The sequence below is a fragment of the Sinomonas atrocyanea genome, from assembly GCF_030812675.1.
GTDB classification, from domain to species: Bacteria; Actinomycetota; Actinomycetes; order Actinomycetales; family Micrococcaceae; genus Sinomonas; species Sinomonas atrocyanea_B.
Genome location: NZ_JAUSTE010000004.1, coordinates 71,395 through 88,394, shown reverse-complemented (window position 1 = coordinate 88,394; position 17,000 = coordinate 71,395). Strand labels below are relative to the sequence as shown.

The following is a 17,000-nucleotide window of genomic DNA, read 5'->3' as shown; positions in this document are numbered from 1 at the left end:
CGGGCCGCTGCCTGCCGAGACGAACAAGCACCCCAGACGATAGGAGGGACCATGGCCGATCCGGCCCGCGCCGCGCGGCTCGCGCAGCGCATCAAGGTGGTCGTGGCAGAGGCCCTGCGCAGGGCCGTGAAGGACGAGCGCGCCGAGGCGATCACGATCACCGACGCCCGCGTCACGAACGACCTCCAGCACGCCACGGTGTACTACACGGTCCTCGGCGACGCCGCAGCCACGGCAGGCGCGCGCGAGATCCTCGAGACCAAGAAGGGCGTGCTCCGGCGCGAAGTGGGGCGCAACCTCACCATCCGCCTCACGCCGACCCTCGAATTCGTGGCGGACGAGGTCCCCGTGAACGCCTCGCACGTCGAGGACCTGCTCCGGCAGGCCCGCGAGCGCGACGCCGAGGTGGCACGCCTCGCCGAGGGGGCGCGCCCCGCCGGGGACGCCGATCCGTACCGCAAGGCGGACGAGGCCGGCGACGACTCGTACGACGACGGGTTCGACGACGTCGAGCCGCGCGAGGACTGACGCTCGCCAGGACTGACGCTTCAGGCAGCCGTGGGGGGCGGGGGGGGGGGGGGGGCCCGGGGGGGGGGCGCCCCCCCCCCCCGCGGGGGGGGGGGGGGGGGGGGGGGGGGGGCGGGGGGCGGCGGGGGGGTGTTGGGCGCCGGGCGGGTTGTCAGTTTCCGGGCGGGGGGGGGGGGGGGGGGGGGCGCCCCCCCCGGGGGGCGCCCCCGCCCCGTCGGCGCCTGCGGGCGGGAGCGCCCCCGGCGCTCCATATACTGGGAGGCGTGCTTTCTGGACTGGTGATCGTGGACAAGCCACGCGGGTGGACGAGCCATGACGTGGTGGGCAAGGTCCGCCGGCTCGCAGGGACCCGCAAGGTGGGGCATGCGGGGACCCTCGATCCCATGGCCACGGGCGTGCTCGTCGTCGGGATCAACAAGGCGACCCGCCTGCTCTCCCACATCGTCGGCACCGAGAAGACCTACAGCGCCACCATCCGGCTCGGCCAGCGCACGGTGACGGACGACGCCGAGGGCGAGGTCCTCGAGGAGCGCATCGCCGCGGCCGTCACCGAGCAGCAGATCCGTGATGCGGCAGCGAAGCTCACCGGGGACATCCTGCAGGTCCCCAGCAGCGTCAGCGCCATCAAGGTCGCCGGCGAGCGGTCGTACGCCCGCGTCCGCGCCGGCAAGGAGGTCGAGCTCGAGGCCCGGCCCGTGACGATCCACTCCTTCGACATCCACGGCGTCCGCCGGGAGCGCGGGGGCAGGCTCCAGGACGTCGACGTCACGGTGCGCTGCTCCTCCGGCACGTACATCCGGGCCCTCGCCCGCGACCTCGGCGCCGACCTCGGCGTGGGCGGGCACCTCACGGCGCTCCGCCGCACCCAGGTGGGCCCCTACCGGATCGAGCAGGCGCACACGCTCGAGGAGCTGGCCGGCTCGCTCGCCGTCCTGCCGCTCGCGGACGCCGCACGGACGCTCCTGCCGGTCCGCGAGCTCAGCGACGGCGAGACCGTCGAGCTCTCCTACGGGCGCCGCATCCCCGCGACGGGATCGGCGGAGCTCACCGCGGCGTTCGCGCCCGACGGCGAGCTGGTCGCCCTCCTGAAGGACGTGGGCGGGCAGGCCAAGCCCGAACTCGTGTTCGCCGCCCACGGCGAGGGCGCCTGAGGTGGACCCGTTCTTCGTCGTCGGCGCGGTCCTGTGCGCGCTCTCGCTGATCCTGTGCGTGGCCGCCGTGGTCACCAAGACCTATCCGGGGGACGCGGCGATCGTGTCCGTGGCCGTCGTCGAGCTCTTCCTCGTCGTCTTCGGCATCGGCGCAGGGATCCGGCAGGCCGGGGGAGAGGCCGTGCGGGGGGAGCCATGGGAGTTCTGGGGCTACCTCGCGACGGCGCTGATCGTGCCGATCGCCGCGTTCTGGTGGGCGATCGCTGACCGCACCCGGTGGAGCAACGCAGTGCTGGCCGCCGTGCCGGTGACGATCTTTGTGATGCTGTTCCGCATGGAGCAGATCTGGAACGGAGCACCCTTCTCATGACCTCTGCCGAGCCGTCCCCCACCCCTGGGGGCCCGACCGGGCCCGAGCACTCTCCCCGGACCCGCAACGTGGGCCTGGGCCGCATCCTCGTGGCCGTGTACGGCGTCTTCGCGCTGTCGGCGACGGCCCGCGCCGGGTACCAGATCGCCACCAAGTTCTCCGAGGCGCCGCTGGCCTACCTGCTCAGCGCCGTCGCGGCCGTCGTCTACATCGTCGCGACCGTCTCGCTCGCCCGCCGCGGCGTCACGAGCTGGTACGTGACCCTCGGGGCCATCCTGCTCGAGCTCGTCGGCATCCTGGCGGTCGGGACGGCCAGCGTGGTGGACGCCTCGGCGTTCCCCCACGACACCGTCTGGAGCGGGTTCGGGCGGGGCTATGGGTACGTCCCGCTCGTGCTGCCCTTCCTCGGCCTCGCGTGGCTCCTCTACCACCGCCCCCGGACGGCCGCTGCCGTGGATGCGGATGGCGGCCGGTAGTCTTGTCAGGCACACACAGGGCGACGAGGCGAGGACGATGGTCTTGATCTGGCACGGAGTGGACGAGATTCCCGGGGATTTCGGCCCGACGGCCGTCACCATCGGCAACTTCGACGGCGTCCACCGCGGCCACCAGCAGGTGCTCGCGCGCCTGCTGGCCACGGCGAGGGACAGCGGCAGCCGCGCCGTCGCCGTGACGTTCGACCCGCACCCGGCCCAGGTCCACCGGCCCGACACCGCTCCGCACCTCATCATGGGGATCGAGGACCGGCTCGCCGCGCTGTCCGGCTACGGGCTCGACGCGATCCTGGTCCTGCACTACACCCTGGAATTCGCGCAGCAGAGCGCCGAGGACTTCGTCCGCGGCATCTTCGTCGACGCCCTCCGCGCCTCGCACGTGGTCGTGGGCCACGACGTCCGCTTCGGGCGCGGGAACGCCGGCGACCTCGCCGCGATGCAGCACCTGGGGGAGCGGTTCGGCTTCGGCGTCGTGGTCGTCGACGAGTTCACCGAGCACGCCCCCCGGCACCGCGCCGCAGAGCCGCAGCCCGCCGCCGCGGCCGAGGACGACGCCGACGAGCGCCGCTGCTCCTCGACGTGGGTGCGGGAGGCTCTGGAGTCGGGCGACGTGCGGACCGCGGCCGAGATCCTCGGCCGGCCCCACGCGATGCACGGCACCGTGGTCCACGGCGCCTCCCGCGGGCGGGCCCTCGGGTTCCCGACCGCGAACCTCTCCCATGACGCCGCCGGCCACGTCCCCGCCGACGGGATCTACGCCGGCTGGCTCCTCGACCAGGCCGGGACCCGCTGGCCGGCGGCGATCTCCGTGGGCTCGAACCCGACGTTCGAGGGCGTGGCCCGCCAGGTCGAGGCCCACGTCATCGACCGGCCGGACGAGGCCCCCGAGGACTTCGACCTCTACGGCCAGAACGTCGTCGTCGAGTTCGTCGACCGGCTGCGCGGCATGGTCGCCTACCGCGGGCCCGCGGCGCTCGTGGAGCAGATGAAGCTCGACGTCGATGCCGCGCGGGACGTGCTCGCCGCCTCCGGACAGGGCGGTGCCTCCCCCCGCTGAAGCAGCCGCGTTTCGACACGGTGAGGCCTGAACCGATAGAATCCTCGGTGGCCCTCGCTGCAGTCCGTGGCGGCCTGGGCCGCACCGGCCCCGTCACCGCGGGACACCCTGCCGGTGTTCCCCGGGGACGCAGCGTCCAGCGGGCCGCACGGCACGAAACGAGGAGCTCCAATGGCTTTGGATCCCGCCGTCAAGCAGGAGATCATCAAGGAATACGCGACGAAGGAAGGCGACACCGGGTCTCCCGAGGTCCAGATCGCCGTCCTGACCAAGCGCATCAAGGACTTGACTGAGCACATGAAGCAGCACAAGCACGACTTCCACACCCAGCGCGGCCTGCTCGCGCTCGTGGGTCGCCGCAAGCGCATGCTCGCCTACCTGCACGACACCGACATCGCGCGCTACCGCTCGCTCATCGAGCGTCTCGGCCTGCGCCGGTAGTCTGGGAGCAGTCCGCCCGTCCGCGTCCAGGCGCGGGCGGGCGGCCAGCTTCCCCCATCGCCCCGCCGTCGGCGGGGCACGACAACTGAACCACCATCAGGAGGCACCGGCTGCCTGCGGTCCTCGGTAGTGGCTCTTGAGGGCGTCCGGGACACGGACGCGCCAAGGGCCTCGATCGAAGACCGGGTTCCGGACAGCCTCCGCCACACAAGGAAACGGAGGTGCTCTCCTATGGAGGGTCCCGAGATCCAGTTCTCTGAGGCCGTCATCGACAACGGCCGCCACGGCCAGCGCGTCGTCCGCTTCGAGACCGGCCGCCTCGCCAAGCAGGCCGCCGGCGCGGCGATGGCCTACATCGACGATGACACCGCCCTGCTTTCCGCCACCACGGCGGGCAAGACCCCTCGCGAGGGCTTCGACTTCTTCCCGCTCACGGTCGACGTCGAGGAGCGCATGTACGCCGCGGGCCGCATCCCCGGCTCGTTCTTCCGCCGCGAGGGCCGCCCCTCGACGGACGCCATCCTCGCGTGCCGCCTCATGGACCGCCCGCTGCGCCCGGCCTTCGTCAAGGGCCTGCGCAACGAGGTCCAGGTCGTGGTGACGGTCCTGGCGATCAACCCGGACGAGCTCTACGACGTCGTCGCGATCAACGCCGCCTCGATGTCCACCCAGCTCGCCGGCCTGCCCTTCTCCGGCCCCATCGGCGGCGTGCGCGTGGCCCTCGTCCACGACGAGCAGGGCGCCCAGTGGGTCGCGTTCCCGAAGCACTCGCAGCTGCAGAAGGCGACCTTCGACATGGTCGTCGCCGGGCGCATCGCCGGCGACGACGTGGCGATCATGATGGTCGAGGCCGAGGCCACCGACCACTCCTGGAGCCTCATCAAGGACGAGGGCGCCACGGCCCCCACCGAGGAGGTCGTCGCCGAGGGCCTCGAGGCCGCCAAGCCGTTCATCCGCGCGCTCTGCGAGGCCCAGCAGGACCTGGCCGACCGTGCCGCCAAGCCCACCGCCGAGTTCCCCGTCTTCCTCGACTACGAGGCCGACGCGTACGACGCCGTCGAGGCCGCCGCCGCTGCCAAGCTCGCCGAGGTCTTCCAGATCGCCGACAAGCAGGAGCGCGAGGCCGCGTCCGACGCGCTCAAGGCCGAGGTGCTCGCCCAGCTCGCGGGCCAGTTCGAGGGCCGCGAGAAGGAGCTCTCCGCGGCGTTCCGCTCGGTGACCAAGAAGGTCGTCCGCCAGCGCATCCTCACCGAGCAGGTCCGCATCGACGGCCGCGGCCTGACGGACATCCGCCAGCTCACGGCCGAGGTCGAGGTGCTCCCGCGGGTCCACGGCTCGGCGATCTTCGAGCGCGGCGAGACCCAGATCATGGGCGTCACGACGCTGAACATGCTCAAGATGGAGCAGCAGATCGACTCGCTCTCGCCCGAGACGCACAAGCGGTACATGCACAACTACAACTTCCCGCCGTACTCCACGGGCGAGACCGGCCGCGTCGGCTCCCCGAAGCGCCGCGAGATCGGCCACGGCGCCCTGGCCGAGCGTGCGCTCGTGCCCGTGCTGCCCTCGCGCGAGGAGTTCCCGTACGCGATCCGCCAGGTGTCCGAGGCCCTCGGCTCCAACGGCTCGACGTCGATGGGCTCCGTGTGCGCCTCGACCCTGTCGCTGCTCAACGCCGGCGTGCCGCTCAAGGCCCCGGTCGCGGGCATCGCCATGGGCCTCGTCTCCGACGAGGTCGACGGCCAGACCCGCTACGCCGCCCTCACCGACATCCTCGGTGCCGAGGACGCCTTCGGCGACATGGACTTCAAGGTCGCCGGCACCTCCGAGTTCGTCACGGCGATCCAGCTCGACACCAAGCTCGACGGCATCCCCGCCTCGGTCCTGGCCGCCGCCCTCAAGCAGGCCCGCGAGGCGCGCCTGCACATCCTCTCGGTGATCAACGCCGCGATCGACCGCCCGGACGAGCTCTCCGAGTTCGCGCCGCGGATCATCGCGATCAAGATCCCCGTGGACAAGATCGGCGAGGTCATCGGCCCCAAGGGCAAGATGATCAACCAGATCCAGGAGGACACGGGCGCCGACATCTCGATCGAGGACGACGGCACCGTGCTCATCGGCGCGACCGACGGCTCCTCGGCCGAGGCCGCCCGCGCCGCGGTGAACGCGATCGCGAACCCGCAGATGCCCGAGGTCGGCGAGCGCTACCTCGGCACCGTCGTCAAGACGACCACGTTCGGCGCGTTCGTCTCGCTCACGCCGGGCAAGGACGGCCTGCTGCACATCTCCGAGCTGCGCAAGCTCGCCGGCGGCAAGCGCGTGGACAACGTCGAGGACGTCGTCTCCGTGGGCCAGAAGGTCCAGGTCGAGATCACCAAGATCGATGACCGCGGCAAGCTCTCGCTCGCGCCCGTCGTGGCCGACGCCGACGCCGCGGACCAGGGCGAGGCCTCGGCGGAGGTCGAAGCGTAGCCGCATGGCAACAGTCGAACTGCCGCTGACCTCGGGCCAGCTCGTGGACGGCGCTCCGGCGTCGACCACGATCTTCGGGAAGGATGGCGGCGCCGTCGTGCGCCGGTCCATCCTTCCCGGGGGCGTACGTGTCCTCACGGAGGCGATGCCGGGCCAGAGGTCGGCGTCGATCGGCTTCTGGGTGGGCGTGGGCTCCCGTGACGAGGCTTCGGGCCAGCACGGGGCCACCCACTTCCTCGAGCACCTGCTGTTCAAGGGCACCCAGCGCCGCACCGCCCTCGAGATCGCCTCGGCGTTCGACGAGGTGGGCGGCGAGTCCAACGCCGCGACGGCCAAGGAGAGCACGTGCTACTACGCGCGGGTGCTCGACACCGACCTCCCCATGGCCATCGACGTCATCGCGGACATGATCACCTCGGCGGTGCTCGACCCCGACGAGCTCGAGCAGGAGCGGGACGTCATCCTCGAGGAGATCGCCATGGACGGCGACGACCCGACGGACGTGGCGCACGAGCACTTCGTCGCGGCCGTGCTGGGCGGCCACCCGCTCGGCCGTCCGATCGGCGGCACCCCGGAGGCCATCCGGGCGGTGCCGCGGGACTCGGTGTGGGAGCACTACCGCCGCTACTACCGTCCCGAGGAGCTCGTGATCACCGCGGCGGGCGGCCTCGAGCACGACGCCGTGTGCTCGCTCGTGCTCGACGCGCTCCAGGGCGCCGGCTGGGACCTCGGGTCGGAGGCCGCCCCGGTGGCCCGCCGCTCGGCGGCGCCCGCGGCCATCACGGGCCAGCCGGGCCTGTCCGTGGTCAAGCGGCAGGTCGAGCAGGCCAACGTCATCATGGGCTGCCCCTCGATCACCGCCACGGACCCGCGCCGGTACGTCATGAGCGTGCTCAACGCGGTCCTCGGCGGGGGCATGTCCTCGCGCCTGTTCCAGGAGATCCGCGAGAAGCGCGGGCTCGTCTACTCGACGTACTCGTTCGCCTCCGCCTACGCGGACGCCGGGTACTTCGGCATCTACGGCGGCTGCGCGCCGGCCAAGGTCCCGCAGGTCCTGGCGCTCATGGCGGCCGAGCTCGAGAAGCTCGCCGAGCACGGCATCACGGACGAGGAGCTGCGCAAGGCCGTGGGCCAGCTCTCGGGCGGGATCGTCCTCGCGCTCGAGGACACCGGCTCGCGCATGTCCCGGCTGGGCCGCGCCGAGCTCGTCTCGGGAGAGTTCCAGGACATCGAGGAGACCCTCGCGCAGATCGGCGCGGTCACCGCGGCGGAGGTCCAGGACCTCGCCCGCGTGCTCGCGACCGCCCCGCGCACCACCACGGTGGTGGGCCCGTTCGAGGAGAGCGAGACCTTCGGCCTCACCTGAGGCCGAGCAGACCACAGGGACATGACCCCTCATCGAGAGCCCTCGGTGAGGGGTCATGTCCCTATGTTGTGAGGTCATGTCCCTACCTTGTGGGGTCATGTCCCTACCTTGAGGGGTCATGTCCCGGGCTCAGGCGAGGATGTCCTTGGTGGTGAAGCGGCCGTAGGCGAGGGCGCCGAAGAGCGCGATGTACCCGGCCTGCAGCCACGCATTCGCGGCGAACGAGTCCCACGAGACCGGGTCGCGCAGGAAGTCCGCGAGGCCCAGCCAGTGGTCCGTGAAGAGCCACGGGTGCAGCCAGTCGAGCTGGTCGAGCGCGTCGAGGATCTGGGAGACGACGGCGAGCACCGCCGTCGCGGCCATCGCCCCGACCGGCACCCCGGTCAGGGTCGAGGCGAACAGCCCGATCGCGGCGAGCCCGAGCAGCGACACCGTCGCGTACGCGGCCATGAGCAGCAGCCGCCCGAAGGACTCCGCCGGCCCGATCTGCGTGCCGGACAGGAGCGTCGCGTGGCCGAGCGGGAACAGGGCCAGCCCCACCGCCGTTCCCCCGAGGACGACGGCGATCCCCGCCGCCGCGCAGAAGACGGCAGAGCTGAGGTACTTCACCGCGAGCAGCCGCACGCGCCCCGCGGGGGCGAGGAGCAGGTAGCGCAGCGTCCCCAGGCTCGCCTCGCCCGCAATCGCATCCCCGGCCACGACGCTGATGGTCAGCGGCAGGAACAGCGGGGTGCAGACCACGAGCCCCACGACCCCGGCGAAGAGCCCGTTGTCGGTGATCTGGTCGAGGAAGGCGGGCCCGCGGCCGCTCGGCGGGCGCCCGGGGGAGAACTTCACGGCGAGCCCGATGAGCACGGGCACCGCCGCGAGGGCCGCGAGCATGGCCCAGGTCCGCCACCGCCCGAACAGGACCCGCAGCTCGGAGGCGAGGAGCTTGGCCGTGTGGCTGCCCCCGTGGGCGTCCACCGCGCGGGACACTTCAGCCTGCGACATCGAAGCCCTCCCCGGTCAGCTCCACGAAGCGCTCCTCGAGCGTGGCGGCCTCGGCACTGAACCCGCGCACGCGCACACCGGCCGCCACGAGCGCCGCCACCAGGTCCTCCGGCGGCGGTGCACCCGCCCCGGCAGCAGCCGCAGGCGCGCGGCCTGCGGGCGGCGGGTCCCCGGCGTCGTGCGCAGGGCCGGCCCCGTCGTCGGCGGCCGAGGCGGCGGCCGCGGCGGCAACGACCGTGCCCGGCCCGGCAGGCTCGACGTGCAGGCCGAGGCGCCGCAGGACGTCGGCCGCCGCGACGGCGTCGGGAGTGCGGACCTCGATCCGCGGACTCGCCCCCGCGCGCAGCGCGTCGAGGGTCCCCTGGGCCACGAGGCGCCCGGTGCGCAGCACGGCGGCGTGCGTGCAGATCTGCTCGACCTCTGCCAGCAGGTGGCTCGAGACGAAGACCGTGGTGCCGTCCTCGGCGAGCGATCGGATCAGGCCCCGGACCTCGCGCGTGCCCTGCGGGTCGAGGCCGTTGGTGGGCTCGTCGAGGACGAGGAGGTCGCGCGGGGCGAGCAGGGCCGCGGCCAGCCCGAGACGCTGCTTCATGCCCAGCGAGTAGGCGTGCACCTTCTTGCCCGCGGCGTGCGAGAGCCCCACCCGCTCGAGTGCCGCCCCCACGCGCGCGCGACGGGTGGCCCGGGCAGTGAGGGGATCGGCGGCGTCGAACCGCGACAGATTGGCGGCCCCGGTGAGGAAGGGGTAGAACGCGGGCCCCTCCACGAGGGCCCCGACCCGCGGCAGCACGCTGCGCGCCGCCCGCGGCATCGGCTCGCCGAGCACCTCGGCATGCCCCGACGTGGGGGCCACGAGCCCCAGCAGCATCCGGATGGTGGTCGTCTTCCCCGATCCGTTGGGGCCGAGGAACCCGAACACGGCGCCGCGCGGCACCTCGAGCGCGAGGGAGTCGACGGCGGTGTGGGCGCCGAAGCGCTTCGTGAGGGCGTGGGTGCGGAGGGCGGCATCCCCGGCGCCGGGGCGGGTCCGCGCAGCGTCGGGCCCCGCCGTCACCTGGCGGCCGCTGCCTCGAGGGCCGTCGCGGGGACGGCCCCCGCCAGCACGCGGCCGTCGTCCAGGAGCAGGACGGTGAACAGCGAGGTGCTGATCACCCGGCCGCCCGCGGCCGGCGCGGCGAGCTGCTTCATGAGCGGCTGGTCCTTCAGGCCCGCAGGCACCTTGTCCGCGGGGATGACGGTGATGGCATCCCAGCCCCGTGGCGCGGCCGCGGCCGGGGCGTGCTGGGCCTTGGCCTGCCGGTGCTGCGCGGGGGCGGGGAGCTGCTGCTGGGTCACCTTCGCGCCGGCGGGCGGGGTGAAGGCGAAGACGGAGGCATCCGGTGCCGCCAGGGTCAGCTGGGTGAAGGCGGCGTGGAAGGCGGCGGCGTCCTGCCCCTTCGCGTACACGTCCACGGCGAGCGGCAGCCCGGTCTGTGCCTCGACCGCGATCCGCACGGAGGCGACGAGGGTGCCGGCGGCCTTCGGGGTCAGCACGAGCGTGTAGGCGCTGTGGCCGGCGACCGTGGCGGGCTGGGCGAGGGAGACGGCGGTGCTCGGCCCGGCGGCGGCCAGGAGCCGCTGCGCGAGCTGGTCCGGGGACACGGCGGCCGCGCTGGGCACGGCGGCCGCAGCCGCCGAGGGCAGGGCGGCGTGGGTGACCGCGTGGGCCGAGGAATCGTAGGTCCACAGGTCGCTGCCGTTGCGGACGGCGTCGCGCTCGGCGAGCTGGTCGAGGACCTGCACCCGCTCGCGCGTGGGACCGTCGGCGTAGACCTTCGCGGTGTGCGCGCTCGTGAGCAGCTCCAGCATCGCCGCCTCGGAGCCGAAGGAGGTGCTGCCCTTCGCGGCGCCAAGCGCCTGGCCCGGGATCGAGGGCAGCCCGAGGTCGGAGCTCTGCTCGACCGTGCCGGAGAACTGCCGGGCACTGTGGCCGGCCGCGAGGGCGAGGACCTGCTCGGGGGTCGCGGGCGGGGGCGGGGATCCGGCCGTCGCCCCGGAGGCGAACAGGCCCACGGCCACGACGGCCGGGACCGCCGCGGCGGGGATCCAGCGGAGCCAGCGGCGCTGGGTGTCGGCGTTCATCGAGACCTCCGGGGAAGGAACCTTTGCCTCAACGCTACGCCGGTCCCGGCCACCTGTCGTCATCCCTGGGACGGATCCCGGTGCGGGGGCTCAGCCGCCCGCGAACGGGGGCAGCACATCCACCACATCGCCGTCCGCGAGCACGCGCGCACGGTCCCGCACGGCAACCTCGTTCACCAGGAACGAGCACCGGCGCAGCACCTCGGCCAACGGCGGGGCGCCCGTGCCGGAGGAGGCGGGGACGCGGACGACGGCGAGGGCGGCCTCGAGCGCCTCGGCCAGGCTCGCGCCGTCGGGCGCCGACAGCGACTCCTCGGCCCTGCCGGCGGCGGCCTGGGCCGCGGCGTAGTACCGCAGCGTGATCTGCAAGGGCTCTCCTAGGGTCGCTCGGAGGCTGCGGGTCAGCCGCCGATGGCGGACATCGAGCGGTCCGGCTGCACGAAGCCGTCCGCGCCGAGGCCCGTGTGGTCCATGCCGTGGGCGCGCGGCTTGAGCCACATCGCCTCCTGCCACCGCAGCGCCACCTGCTCATCGGACGCCCCCGAGCGCAGGAGCCCGCGCAGGTCCACCTCCTCGTGGGAGAAGAGGCAGCTCATGACCTTCCCCTCGGCCGTGATGCGGGTGCGCTTGCAGTCCGCGCAGAACGGCTCGGTCACCGAGGCGATGATCCCGACGGTGCCGAGCAGCGCGCCGTCGTCCTTGCCCCGCACCTCGAACCGCTCGGCGGGCGCACCGTCGCGGTCCCGGGGATCGGGGGAGAGGCGGAAGCGCTCCGAGAGCAGCCCGCGGACCTCCCCGGCGGTGACCATGCCGTCGCGGGTCCACCCGTGGTCGGCGTCGAGGGGCATCTGCTCGATGAACCGCAGCTCGTAGCCGCGCTCGAGGCACCATGCGAGCAGGTCGGGACCGTCGGCGTCGTTGATCCCGCGCATGAGCACGGAGTTGATCTTGATCGGGCCGAGCCCGGCCGCGTCCGCGGCCTCGATCCCGGCCAGGACCCGGTCGAAGAACGGGCGGCGGGCCAGCTGGGCGAACGTCTCCGGGTGCAGGGTGTCGAGCGAGACGTTGATGCGCGTCAGTCCGGCGGCCTTGAGTGCGGCGGCCTTGGCATCCAGGCCCACGGCGTTGGTCGTGAGGGCGATCGGCAGGTCCGGGTGCGCCGCGCGCAGCGCCGCGACGATGTCCACCAGGTCCGCCCGCACGAGCGGCTCGCCGCCCGTGAGCCGCAGCTCCCGCACGCCGAGCACGCGGACGCCGATCCCCACGACCCGGACGACCTCCGCGGCGGACAGGAGCGCGTCCTTCGCCAGCCACGGCAGGCCCTCGGCCGGCATGCAGTAGGAGCAGCGCAGGTTGCACTTGTCGGTGAGCGAGAGGCGCATGTCCGTCGCGACCCGGCCGTACCGGTCCTGGAGCCCCGGCAGCCCCGCGGGCCGGTCCGCCGCCAGCGCCCCCACCGAGGGCTCCGACGCGCGCACCTGCGGCATCCCGAGCTCAACACCCATGCATCTACAGTACGCGAGTGGTGCCCGCCACGGGCCGGCCGGGCGCAGGGGACCTATTCTGGTGCCATGAGCGCAGGACCCGAGCCCCTCACCGCGCCGCCGGGGCAGCGGCGCGCCAGCCGGGTCCGGGGCGCGGCCGCCGCCGGGGCAGGCGTGGTCGCGGCCGCGGCAGGGGTGCTCTCCGGGGAACTCGCCGCCGGCCTGCTCAGCCCGTCCCTGAGCCCGGTCTCCGCGGTGGGCGGCGCCGTCACCGACCTCGCCCCGCCCGCGGCGAAGGACTGGGCCATCCAGACCTTCGGCACCGGGGACAAGGCGTTCCTCGTCACCGCCATCGGCGTCGTCCTCGCGCTCCTCGGCGCCGCCGCCGGCCTCCTCGAACTCCGCCGGCCCGGGGCCGGGGCCGCGCTCGCCGGCGCCGTGGGCCTCGCGGGGCTCGCGGCCGTGGCCACCCGCTCGCTCGGCGCGCCGGCCGCGTGGACCTGCGCGCTCCTTGCCGGCGCGGTGGCCGTATCCCTGGTCCGCTGGCTCGTGGGCCGACTCCGGCGGGAGGCCGGCGCGCCGGGCCGGCTGCCGGCGGGGCTGCCCCGCCGGGGCTTCCTGCGGGCCCTGACCGGCACGGCGGCCGCGGTTGCCCTCGGCGGGGTGCTGACCGGCGTCGTGCGCAGCGCCTCGCTCGCGGCGGACGCGGCCCGCGCCGCCCTCCGGCTCCCCACCCCCGCCCAGCCGGCCCCGCCCCTCCCCGCCGCGGCCGAGGTCGGCGTTGCGGGCGTGAGCGCCCTCGTCACTCCGAGCACGGAGTTCTACCGGATCGACACCGCGTTCGTCGTCCCCTCCGTCGACCCCGGCAGCTGGCGCCTCGCGGTCACCGGACTCGTCGGCCAGCCGGTGACTCTGACCTGGGCCGACCTCCTCGCCCAGCCCCTCGTGGAGCGGTACATCACCCTCACCTGCGTCTCCAACGAGGTGGGCGGAGACCTCGTGGGCAATGCCCGCTGGCTCGGCTGGCCCGTGCGGGAGCTGCTCGCCCGCGCGCGCCCCGCAGCCGGGGCGGACATGGTCCTCTCACGCAGCGTCGACGGGTTCACCGCCGGCACTCCGCTCGAGGCCCTCACTGATCCCGGCCGGGACGCCCTCCTCGCGATCGGCATGAACGGGGCGCCCCTCCCGCCCGAGCACGGGTTCCCCGTGCGGCTCGTGGTCCCGGGCCTGTACGGCTACGTCTCCGCGACCAAGTGGGTCACCGAGCTCAAGGTCACCACGTTCGCCGCCGACCAGGCCTACTGGAGCACCCGCGGCTGGAGCGAGAAGGGCCCGATCAAGACCGCCTCGCGGATCGACGTGCCCCGCCGCGGCAGCCGGGTCGCCGCAGGGCAGGTCGTGGTGGCGGGCGTCGCGTGGGCCCAGCACCGCGGAATCTCGCGCGTGGAGGTCAGGGTGGACGACGGCGCGTGGCAGCAGGCGCGGCTCGGCACCGGCATCTCGCGCGACACCTGGTACCAGTGGGCCGCGCCGGTGCGCCTGGCCGCGGGACGGCACCGCATCGCGGTCCGCGCGACCGACGGCGACGGCCAGGTCCAGACAGCAGCGGTCGCCCCGCCCGCGCCCGACGGGGCCACGGGGTACGACATCATCGAGGTGGAGGCCACATGACGCATTCCGACTCCGGCGCAGCGCCTGCGGCGCCGGCCGAGGCCCGCCCGCACGACGGCGCGCACGGCCCGGGGCACGATCACAGCCGCGGGCACCGGCCGGCCCACAGCCACCGGCACCGCAGCGTCGAGGAGCACCGGGAGCTGATGGCCCGGCTCCTCGCCCCGCTCGCCGACAGGGCCGCCCAGGACCGCTCGCTCGATGCTGCCCTCGGCGCCGCCCTCGCCGCCGACCTCGTGGCCCCGGGCAGCCTCCCGCCGTTCGACAACTCCCAGATGGACGGCTTCGCGGTGTGCTCGTCGGACCCCGGCTCGGACGCCGGGGCCGGGGACGGGGCGGGGCCGGCCCTGCGCCGGTTCACGGTGGCAGCGCCGATCCCGGCGGGCGCCCCCGCGCCGCCGCTGCGCCCCGGCCACGCGGCGCCGATCATGACCGGGGCCATGCTCCCCGCCGGCGCCGACGCCGTCGTGCGGGTCGAGCTGGCCGTCCCGTCCGGCTACCCGCCCGAGGGCGGCACCGTGGACCTTCCCGCGGTCGAGGCCGGGACCTACGTGCGGCGGGCCGGGAGCGACGTGGCGGCGGGCGCCGTCGTGCTCCCCGCCGGCACAGCTCTCGGCCCGGCCCAGCTCGGGCTCGCCGCCGGGCTCGGACTGGCCCTGCTGCGGGTGCGGCCGCCGCTGCGCGCCGTGCTCGTGAGCACCGGCGCCGAGCTCGCGGCCCCCGGGCGGCCGCTGGGACCCGGCCAGATCCACGACGCGAACGGGGCGCTCCTGCGCGCCGCGCTGCGGGAGGGCGGGGTGGAGGCGCGCGCGGTCGCGGTGCGAAGCGACGAGCCGGCCGAGCTGCGCGGCACCCTCGAACGGCTCGCCCGCGGACCCGAGCGGCCCGACCTCCTCATCACCACCGGCGGCGTCTCGAAGGGCGCCTTCGAGGCGACCAAGCTCGCCCTGGACGGGCACGACGTCGAATTCGCCCACCTCGCGCTGCAGCCCGGCGGACCCCAGGGACTGGGCACGTTCGCGGGGCTGCCGCTCATCGCGTTCCCCGGCAACCCCGTCAGCTGCTGGATCTCCTGGGAGGTCCTCCTCCGGCCCGTGCTCTCGGCGCTCCTCGGTGCGCCCCGCGCCCGCCGCCGCGTCCGCGCCCCCCTCGCCGAACCGCTCGAATCGCCCGCCGGCACCCTCCAGGTCCGCCGCGCCCGGCTGCGGCCCGACGGCGCGGTCGGACTCGCGGGCGGCCCCGGCTCCCACCTCCTCGGCGCCCTCGCAGCCTCGGACGCCCTCGTCATGGTGCCCGAGGACGTCACCGCGCTCGCCGCCGGGGCCGACGTGGAAGTATGGCTCACGTGACTGAGACCCCCCACCCCGCACCCGGCCCGGGCCTGACCCACGTCCGCGCCGACGGCAGCGCGCACATGGTCGACGTGAGCGCCAAGCCCGAGTCCACCCGGGAGGCGACGGCCCAGGCGGTCCTGAACACCACCCGGGAGGTCATCGCCCTCCTGGCGGAAGGCGGCCTGCCCAAGGGCGACGCGCTCGCCGTGGCCCGGGTGGCCGGCATCATGGCCGCGAAGAAGACCCCTGAGCTCATCCCGCTGTGCCACCCGCTCCCCATCGCCAAGGTCACGGTCGACTTCGAGCTCGGCCCCGCGGCCGTCACCGTGTTCGCCACCGTGAAGACCCGCGGCGTGACGGGGGTGGAGATGGAGGCCCTCACCGCGGCGTCCGTGGCCGCCCTGGGCGTGTACGACATGGTCAAGGCCGTGGACAAGCACGCCGTCATCACCGACGTCAGGGTGCTCGCCAAGTCCGGCGGCAAGAGCGGGGACTGGGATGCCCGCACTGGAGGCGCGGCATGAGCGGGCATGACGCTGCGCACGCCCCCGACGGGGGGCGCCGGGCGGGCATCGTGATCGCCTCCACGCGCGCGGCCACCGGGGTGTACGAGGACCGCACGGGCCCCGTGGTCGCCGACTGGCTCTCCGACCACGGCTTCGAGGTCATCCCGCCGGCGGTGGTCCCGGACGGCCCCAGCGTCGGGGCTGCCCTGCGCGCCCTCCTCGCGCTCGGGCCGGCCGCGATCATCACGAGCGGCGGCACCGGCCTGAGCCCCGACGATGTGACCCCCGAGGAGACGCGCCCCCTGCTCGACCGCGACGTGCCCGGCATCATGGAGGCCCTGCGCGCGGCCGGCGCCGCCAAGACCCCCCTCGCGGCGCTCTCGCGGGGGCATGCCGGCCTCTCTGGGCGGACCTTCATCGTCAACCTGCCCGGCTCGCCGTCCGGCGTCATGGATGGCCTCGCCGTCCTCGACCCGATCATCGGCCACATCTGCGACCAGGCCGCCGGCCGGGGAGGATCCAGCCATGACCACCACTGAGCCCGTCGAGGTCCTGCACGCCGCCGTGACCACCGCCCCGCTCGACGAGGCCGCCGCCCGGGCCGCCGTCGACGCCCCGGACGCGGGCGCCGTCGTGCTCTTCTCCGGCGTGGTCCGCGACCACGACGACGGCCGCGGCGTCGCCCGCCTCTCCTACAGCGCGCATCCGAGCGCCGAGGCGACCCTGCGCTCCGTCGTCGAGGCGACCATCGGCGACGTGCTGGCGGCGGCCGACGGCGGGACGGCCGGCGCGCCGGAACGTCCCCTGCGGGTGTGGATCGCGCACCGCGTCGGCGAGCTCGCGGTCGGCGACGCGGCGTTCGTCTGCGCGGTCTCCGCGGCCCACCGGGGCGAGGCCTTCCGGCTGTGCTCCGAGCTCGTGGACCGGGTCAAGGGCGAGGTACCCATCTGGAAGGAGCAGTTCTTCGCCGACGGCGGGAGCGAGTGGGTCGCGGCGCTGGGCTGAGCGGCCT

At 74.4% G+C, this 17,000-nt stretch carries 18 protein-coding genes; 13 read left to right on the top strand and 5 right to left on the bottom strand.

Going from position 1 to position 17,000, the window contains the following annotated elements; translation table 11 throughout:
• The first annotated feature begins 51 nt into the window (after positions 1 to 51).
• The 8 genes from rbfA (at position 52) to J2W20_RS07910 (ending at position 7,879) form a co-directional block, all read left to right on the top strand.
• The gene (gene rbfA, locus J2W20_RS07945; protein WP_307005949.1) at positions 52 to 528 is read left to right on the top strand and encodes a 30S ribosome-binding factor RbfA; all 477 of its coding nucleotides are present in this window, start codon (positions 52 to 54) and stop codon (positions 526 to 528) included.
• 263 nt (positions 529 to 791) lie between these two features.
• Positions 792 to 1,679 (top strand): tRNA pseudouridine(55) synthase TruB, encoded by an 888-nt coding sequence (truB, locus tag J2W20_RS07940; protein WP_307005947.1) that lies wholly within the window; start codon positions 792 to 794, stop codon positions 1,677 to 1,679.
• Between the two features lies 1 nt (position 1,680).
• Positions 1,681 to 2,049 (top strand): hypothetical protein, encoded by a 369-nt coding sequence (locus J2W20_RS07935; RefSeq protein ID WP_307005946.1) that lies wholly within the window; start codon positions 1,681 to 1,683, stop codon positions 2,047 to 2,049.
• On the top strand, positions 2,046 to 2,525 hold the full coding sequence (locus J2W20_RS07930; protein ID WP_307005945.1) for a hypothetical protein: 480 nt from the start codon (positions 2,046 to 2,048) through the stop codon (positions 2,523 to 2,525). Before J2W20_RS07935 ends, J2W20_RS07930 begins: the two co-directional genes overlap by 4 nt.
• 37 nt (positions 2,526 to 2,562) lie before the next feature.
• Positions 2,563 to 3,600 (top strand): bifunctional riboflavin kinase/FAD synthetase, encoded by a 1,038-nt coding sequence (locus J2W20_RS07925; RefSeq protein WP_307005944.1) that lies wholly within the window; start codon positions 2,563 to 2,565, stop codon positions 3,598 to 3,600.
• Positions 3,601 to 3,771: 171 nt separating this feature from the next.
• Positions 3,772 to 4,041 carry a 30S ribosomal protein S15 gene (rpsO, locus tag J2W20_RS07920; protein WP_066497233.1) on the top strand — a complete coding sequence of 90 codons (270 nt, stop codon included), beginning with the start codon at positions 3,772 to 3,774 and terminating at the stop codon, positions 4,039 to 4,041.
• A 231-nt stretch (positions 4,042 to 4,272) separates the two neighbouring features.
• The gene (locus tag J2W20_RS07915; RefSeq protein WP_307005941.1) at positions 4,273 to 6,513 is read left to right on the top strand and encodes a polyribonucleotide nucleotidyltransferase; all 2,241 of its coding nucleotides are present in this window, start codon (positions 4,273 to 4,275) and stop codon (positions 6,511 to 6,513) included.
• 4 nt (positions 6,514 to 6,517) lie between these two features.
• Positions 6,518 to 7,879, top strand: a complete 1,362-nt coding sequence (locus J2W20_RS07910; RefSeq protein ID WP_307005940.1) for a M16 family metallopeptidase — start codon at positions 6,518 to 6,520, stop codon at positions 7,877 to 7,879.
• 129 nt (positions 7,880 to 8,008) lie between these two features.
• Here the strand turns inward: J2W20_RS07910 and J2W20_RS07905 are convergent, their stop codons facing one another.
• The 5 genes from J2W20_RS07905 to moaA form a co-directional block, all read right to left on the bottom strand.
• The gene (locus J2W20_RS07905) at positions 8,009 to 8,872 is read right to left on the bottom strand and encodes an ABC transporter permease (RefSeq protein ID WP_307005939.1); all 864 of its coding nucleotides are present in this window, start codon (positions 8,870 to 8,872) and stop codon (positions 8,009 to 8,011) included.
• Positions 8,859 to 9,926 carry an ABC transporter ATP-binding protein gene (locus tag J2W20_RS07900; protein ID WP_307005938.1) on the bottom strand — a complete coding sequence of 356 codons (1,068 nt, stop codon included), beginning with the start codon at positions 9,924 to 9,926 and terminating at the stop codon, positions 8,859 to 8,861. The genes J2W20_RS07905 and J2W20_RS07900 overlap by 14 nt, the downstream gene beginning before the upstream one ends.
• Positions 9,923 to 10,993 carry a LolA family protein gene (locus J2W20_RS07895; RefSeq protein WP_307005937.1) on the bottom strand — a complete coding sequence of 357 codons (1,071 nt, stop codon included), beginning with the start codon at positions 10,991 to 10,993 and terminating at the stop codon, positions 9,923 to 9,925. The genes J2W20_RS07900 and J2W20_RS07895 overlap by 4 nt, the downstream gene beginning before the upstream one ends.
• 90 nt (positions 10,994 to 11,083) lie before the next feature.
• Positions 11,084 to 11,356 carry a MoaD/ThiS family protein gene (locus J2W20_RS07890; RefSeq protein WP_307006126.1) on the bottom strand — a complete coding sequence of 91 codons (273 nt, stop codon included), beginning with the start codon at positions 11,354 to 11,356 and terminating at the stop codon, positions 11,084 to 11,086.
• Positions 11,357 to 11,394: 38 nt separating this feature from the next.
• The gene (moaA, locus tag J2W20_RS07885) at positions 11,395 to 12,498 is read right to left on the bottom strand and encodes a GTP 3',8-cyclase MoaA (protein ID WP_373457977.1); all 1,104 of its coding nucleotides are present in this window, start codon (positions 12,496 to 12,498) and stop codon (positions 11,395 to 11,397) included.
• A gap of 66 nt (positions 12,499 to 12,564) precedes the next feature.
• Here moaA and J2W20_RS07880 point away from each other — a divergent pair, with 66 nt between their 5' ends.
• The 5 genes from J2W20_RS07880 to J2W20_RS07860 are packed head-to-tail and all read left to right on the top strand — an operon-like array spanning position 12,565 to position 16,993.
• On the top strand, positions 12,565 to 14,148 hold the full coding sequence (locus tag J2W20_RS07880; RefSeq protein WP_307005936.1) for a molybdopterin-dependent oxidoreductase: 1,584 nt from the start codon (positions 12,565 to 12,567) through the stop codon (positions 14,146 to 14,148).
• Complete coding sequence (locus J2W20_RS07875; protein ID WP_307005934.1) at positions 14,145 to 15,497, top strand: molybdopterin molybdotransferase MoeA; 1,353 nt, start codon at positions 14,145 to 14,147, stop codon at positions 15,495 to 15,497. Before J2W20_RS07880 ends, J2W20_RS07875 begins: the two co-directional genes overlap by 4 nt.
• The gene (moaC, locus tag J2W20_RS07870) at positions 15,485 to 16,006 is read left to right on the top strand and encodes a cyclic pyranopterin monophosphate synthase MoaC (RefSeq protein ID WP_373457976.1); all 522 of its coding nucleotides are present in this window, start codon (positions 15,485 to 15,487) and stop codon (positions 16,004 to 16,006) included. The genes J2W20_RS07875 and moaC overlap by 13 nt, the downstream gene beginning before the upstream one ends.
• Positions 16,003 to 16,527, top strand: a complete 525-nt coding sequence (locus J2W20_RS07865) for a MogA/MoaB family molybdenum cofactor biosynthesis protein (protein ID WP_307005931.1) — start codon at positions 16,003 to 16,005, stop codon at positions 16,525 to 16,527. Before moaC ends, J2W20_RS07865 begins: the two co-directional genes overlap by 4 nt.
• Complete coding sequence (locus J2W20_RS07860; protein WP_307005929.1) at positions 16,514 to 16,993, top strand: molybdenum cofactor biosynthesis protein MoaE; 480 nt, start codon at positions 16,514 to 16,516, stop codon at positions 16,991 to 16,993. The genes J2W20_RS07865 and J2W20_RS07860 overlap by 14 nt, the downstream gene beginning before the upstream one ends.
• Positions 16,994 to 17,000 lie beyond the last annotated feature (7 nt).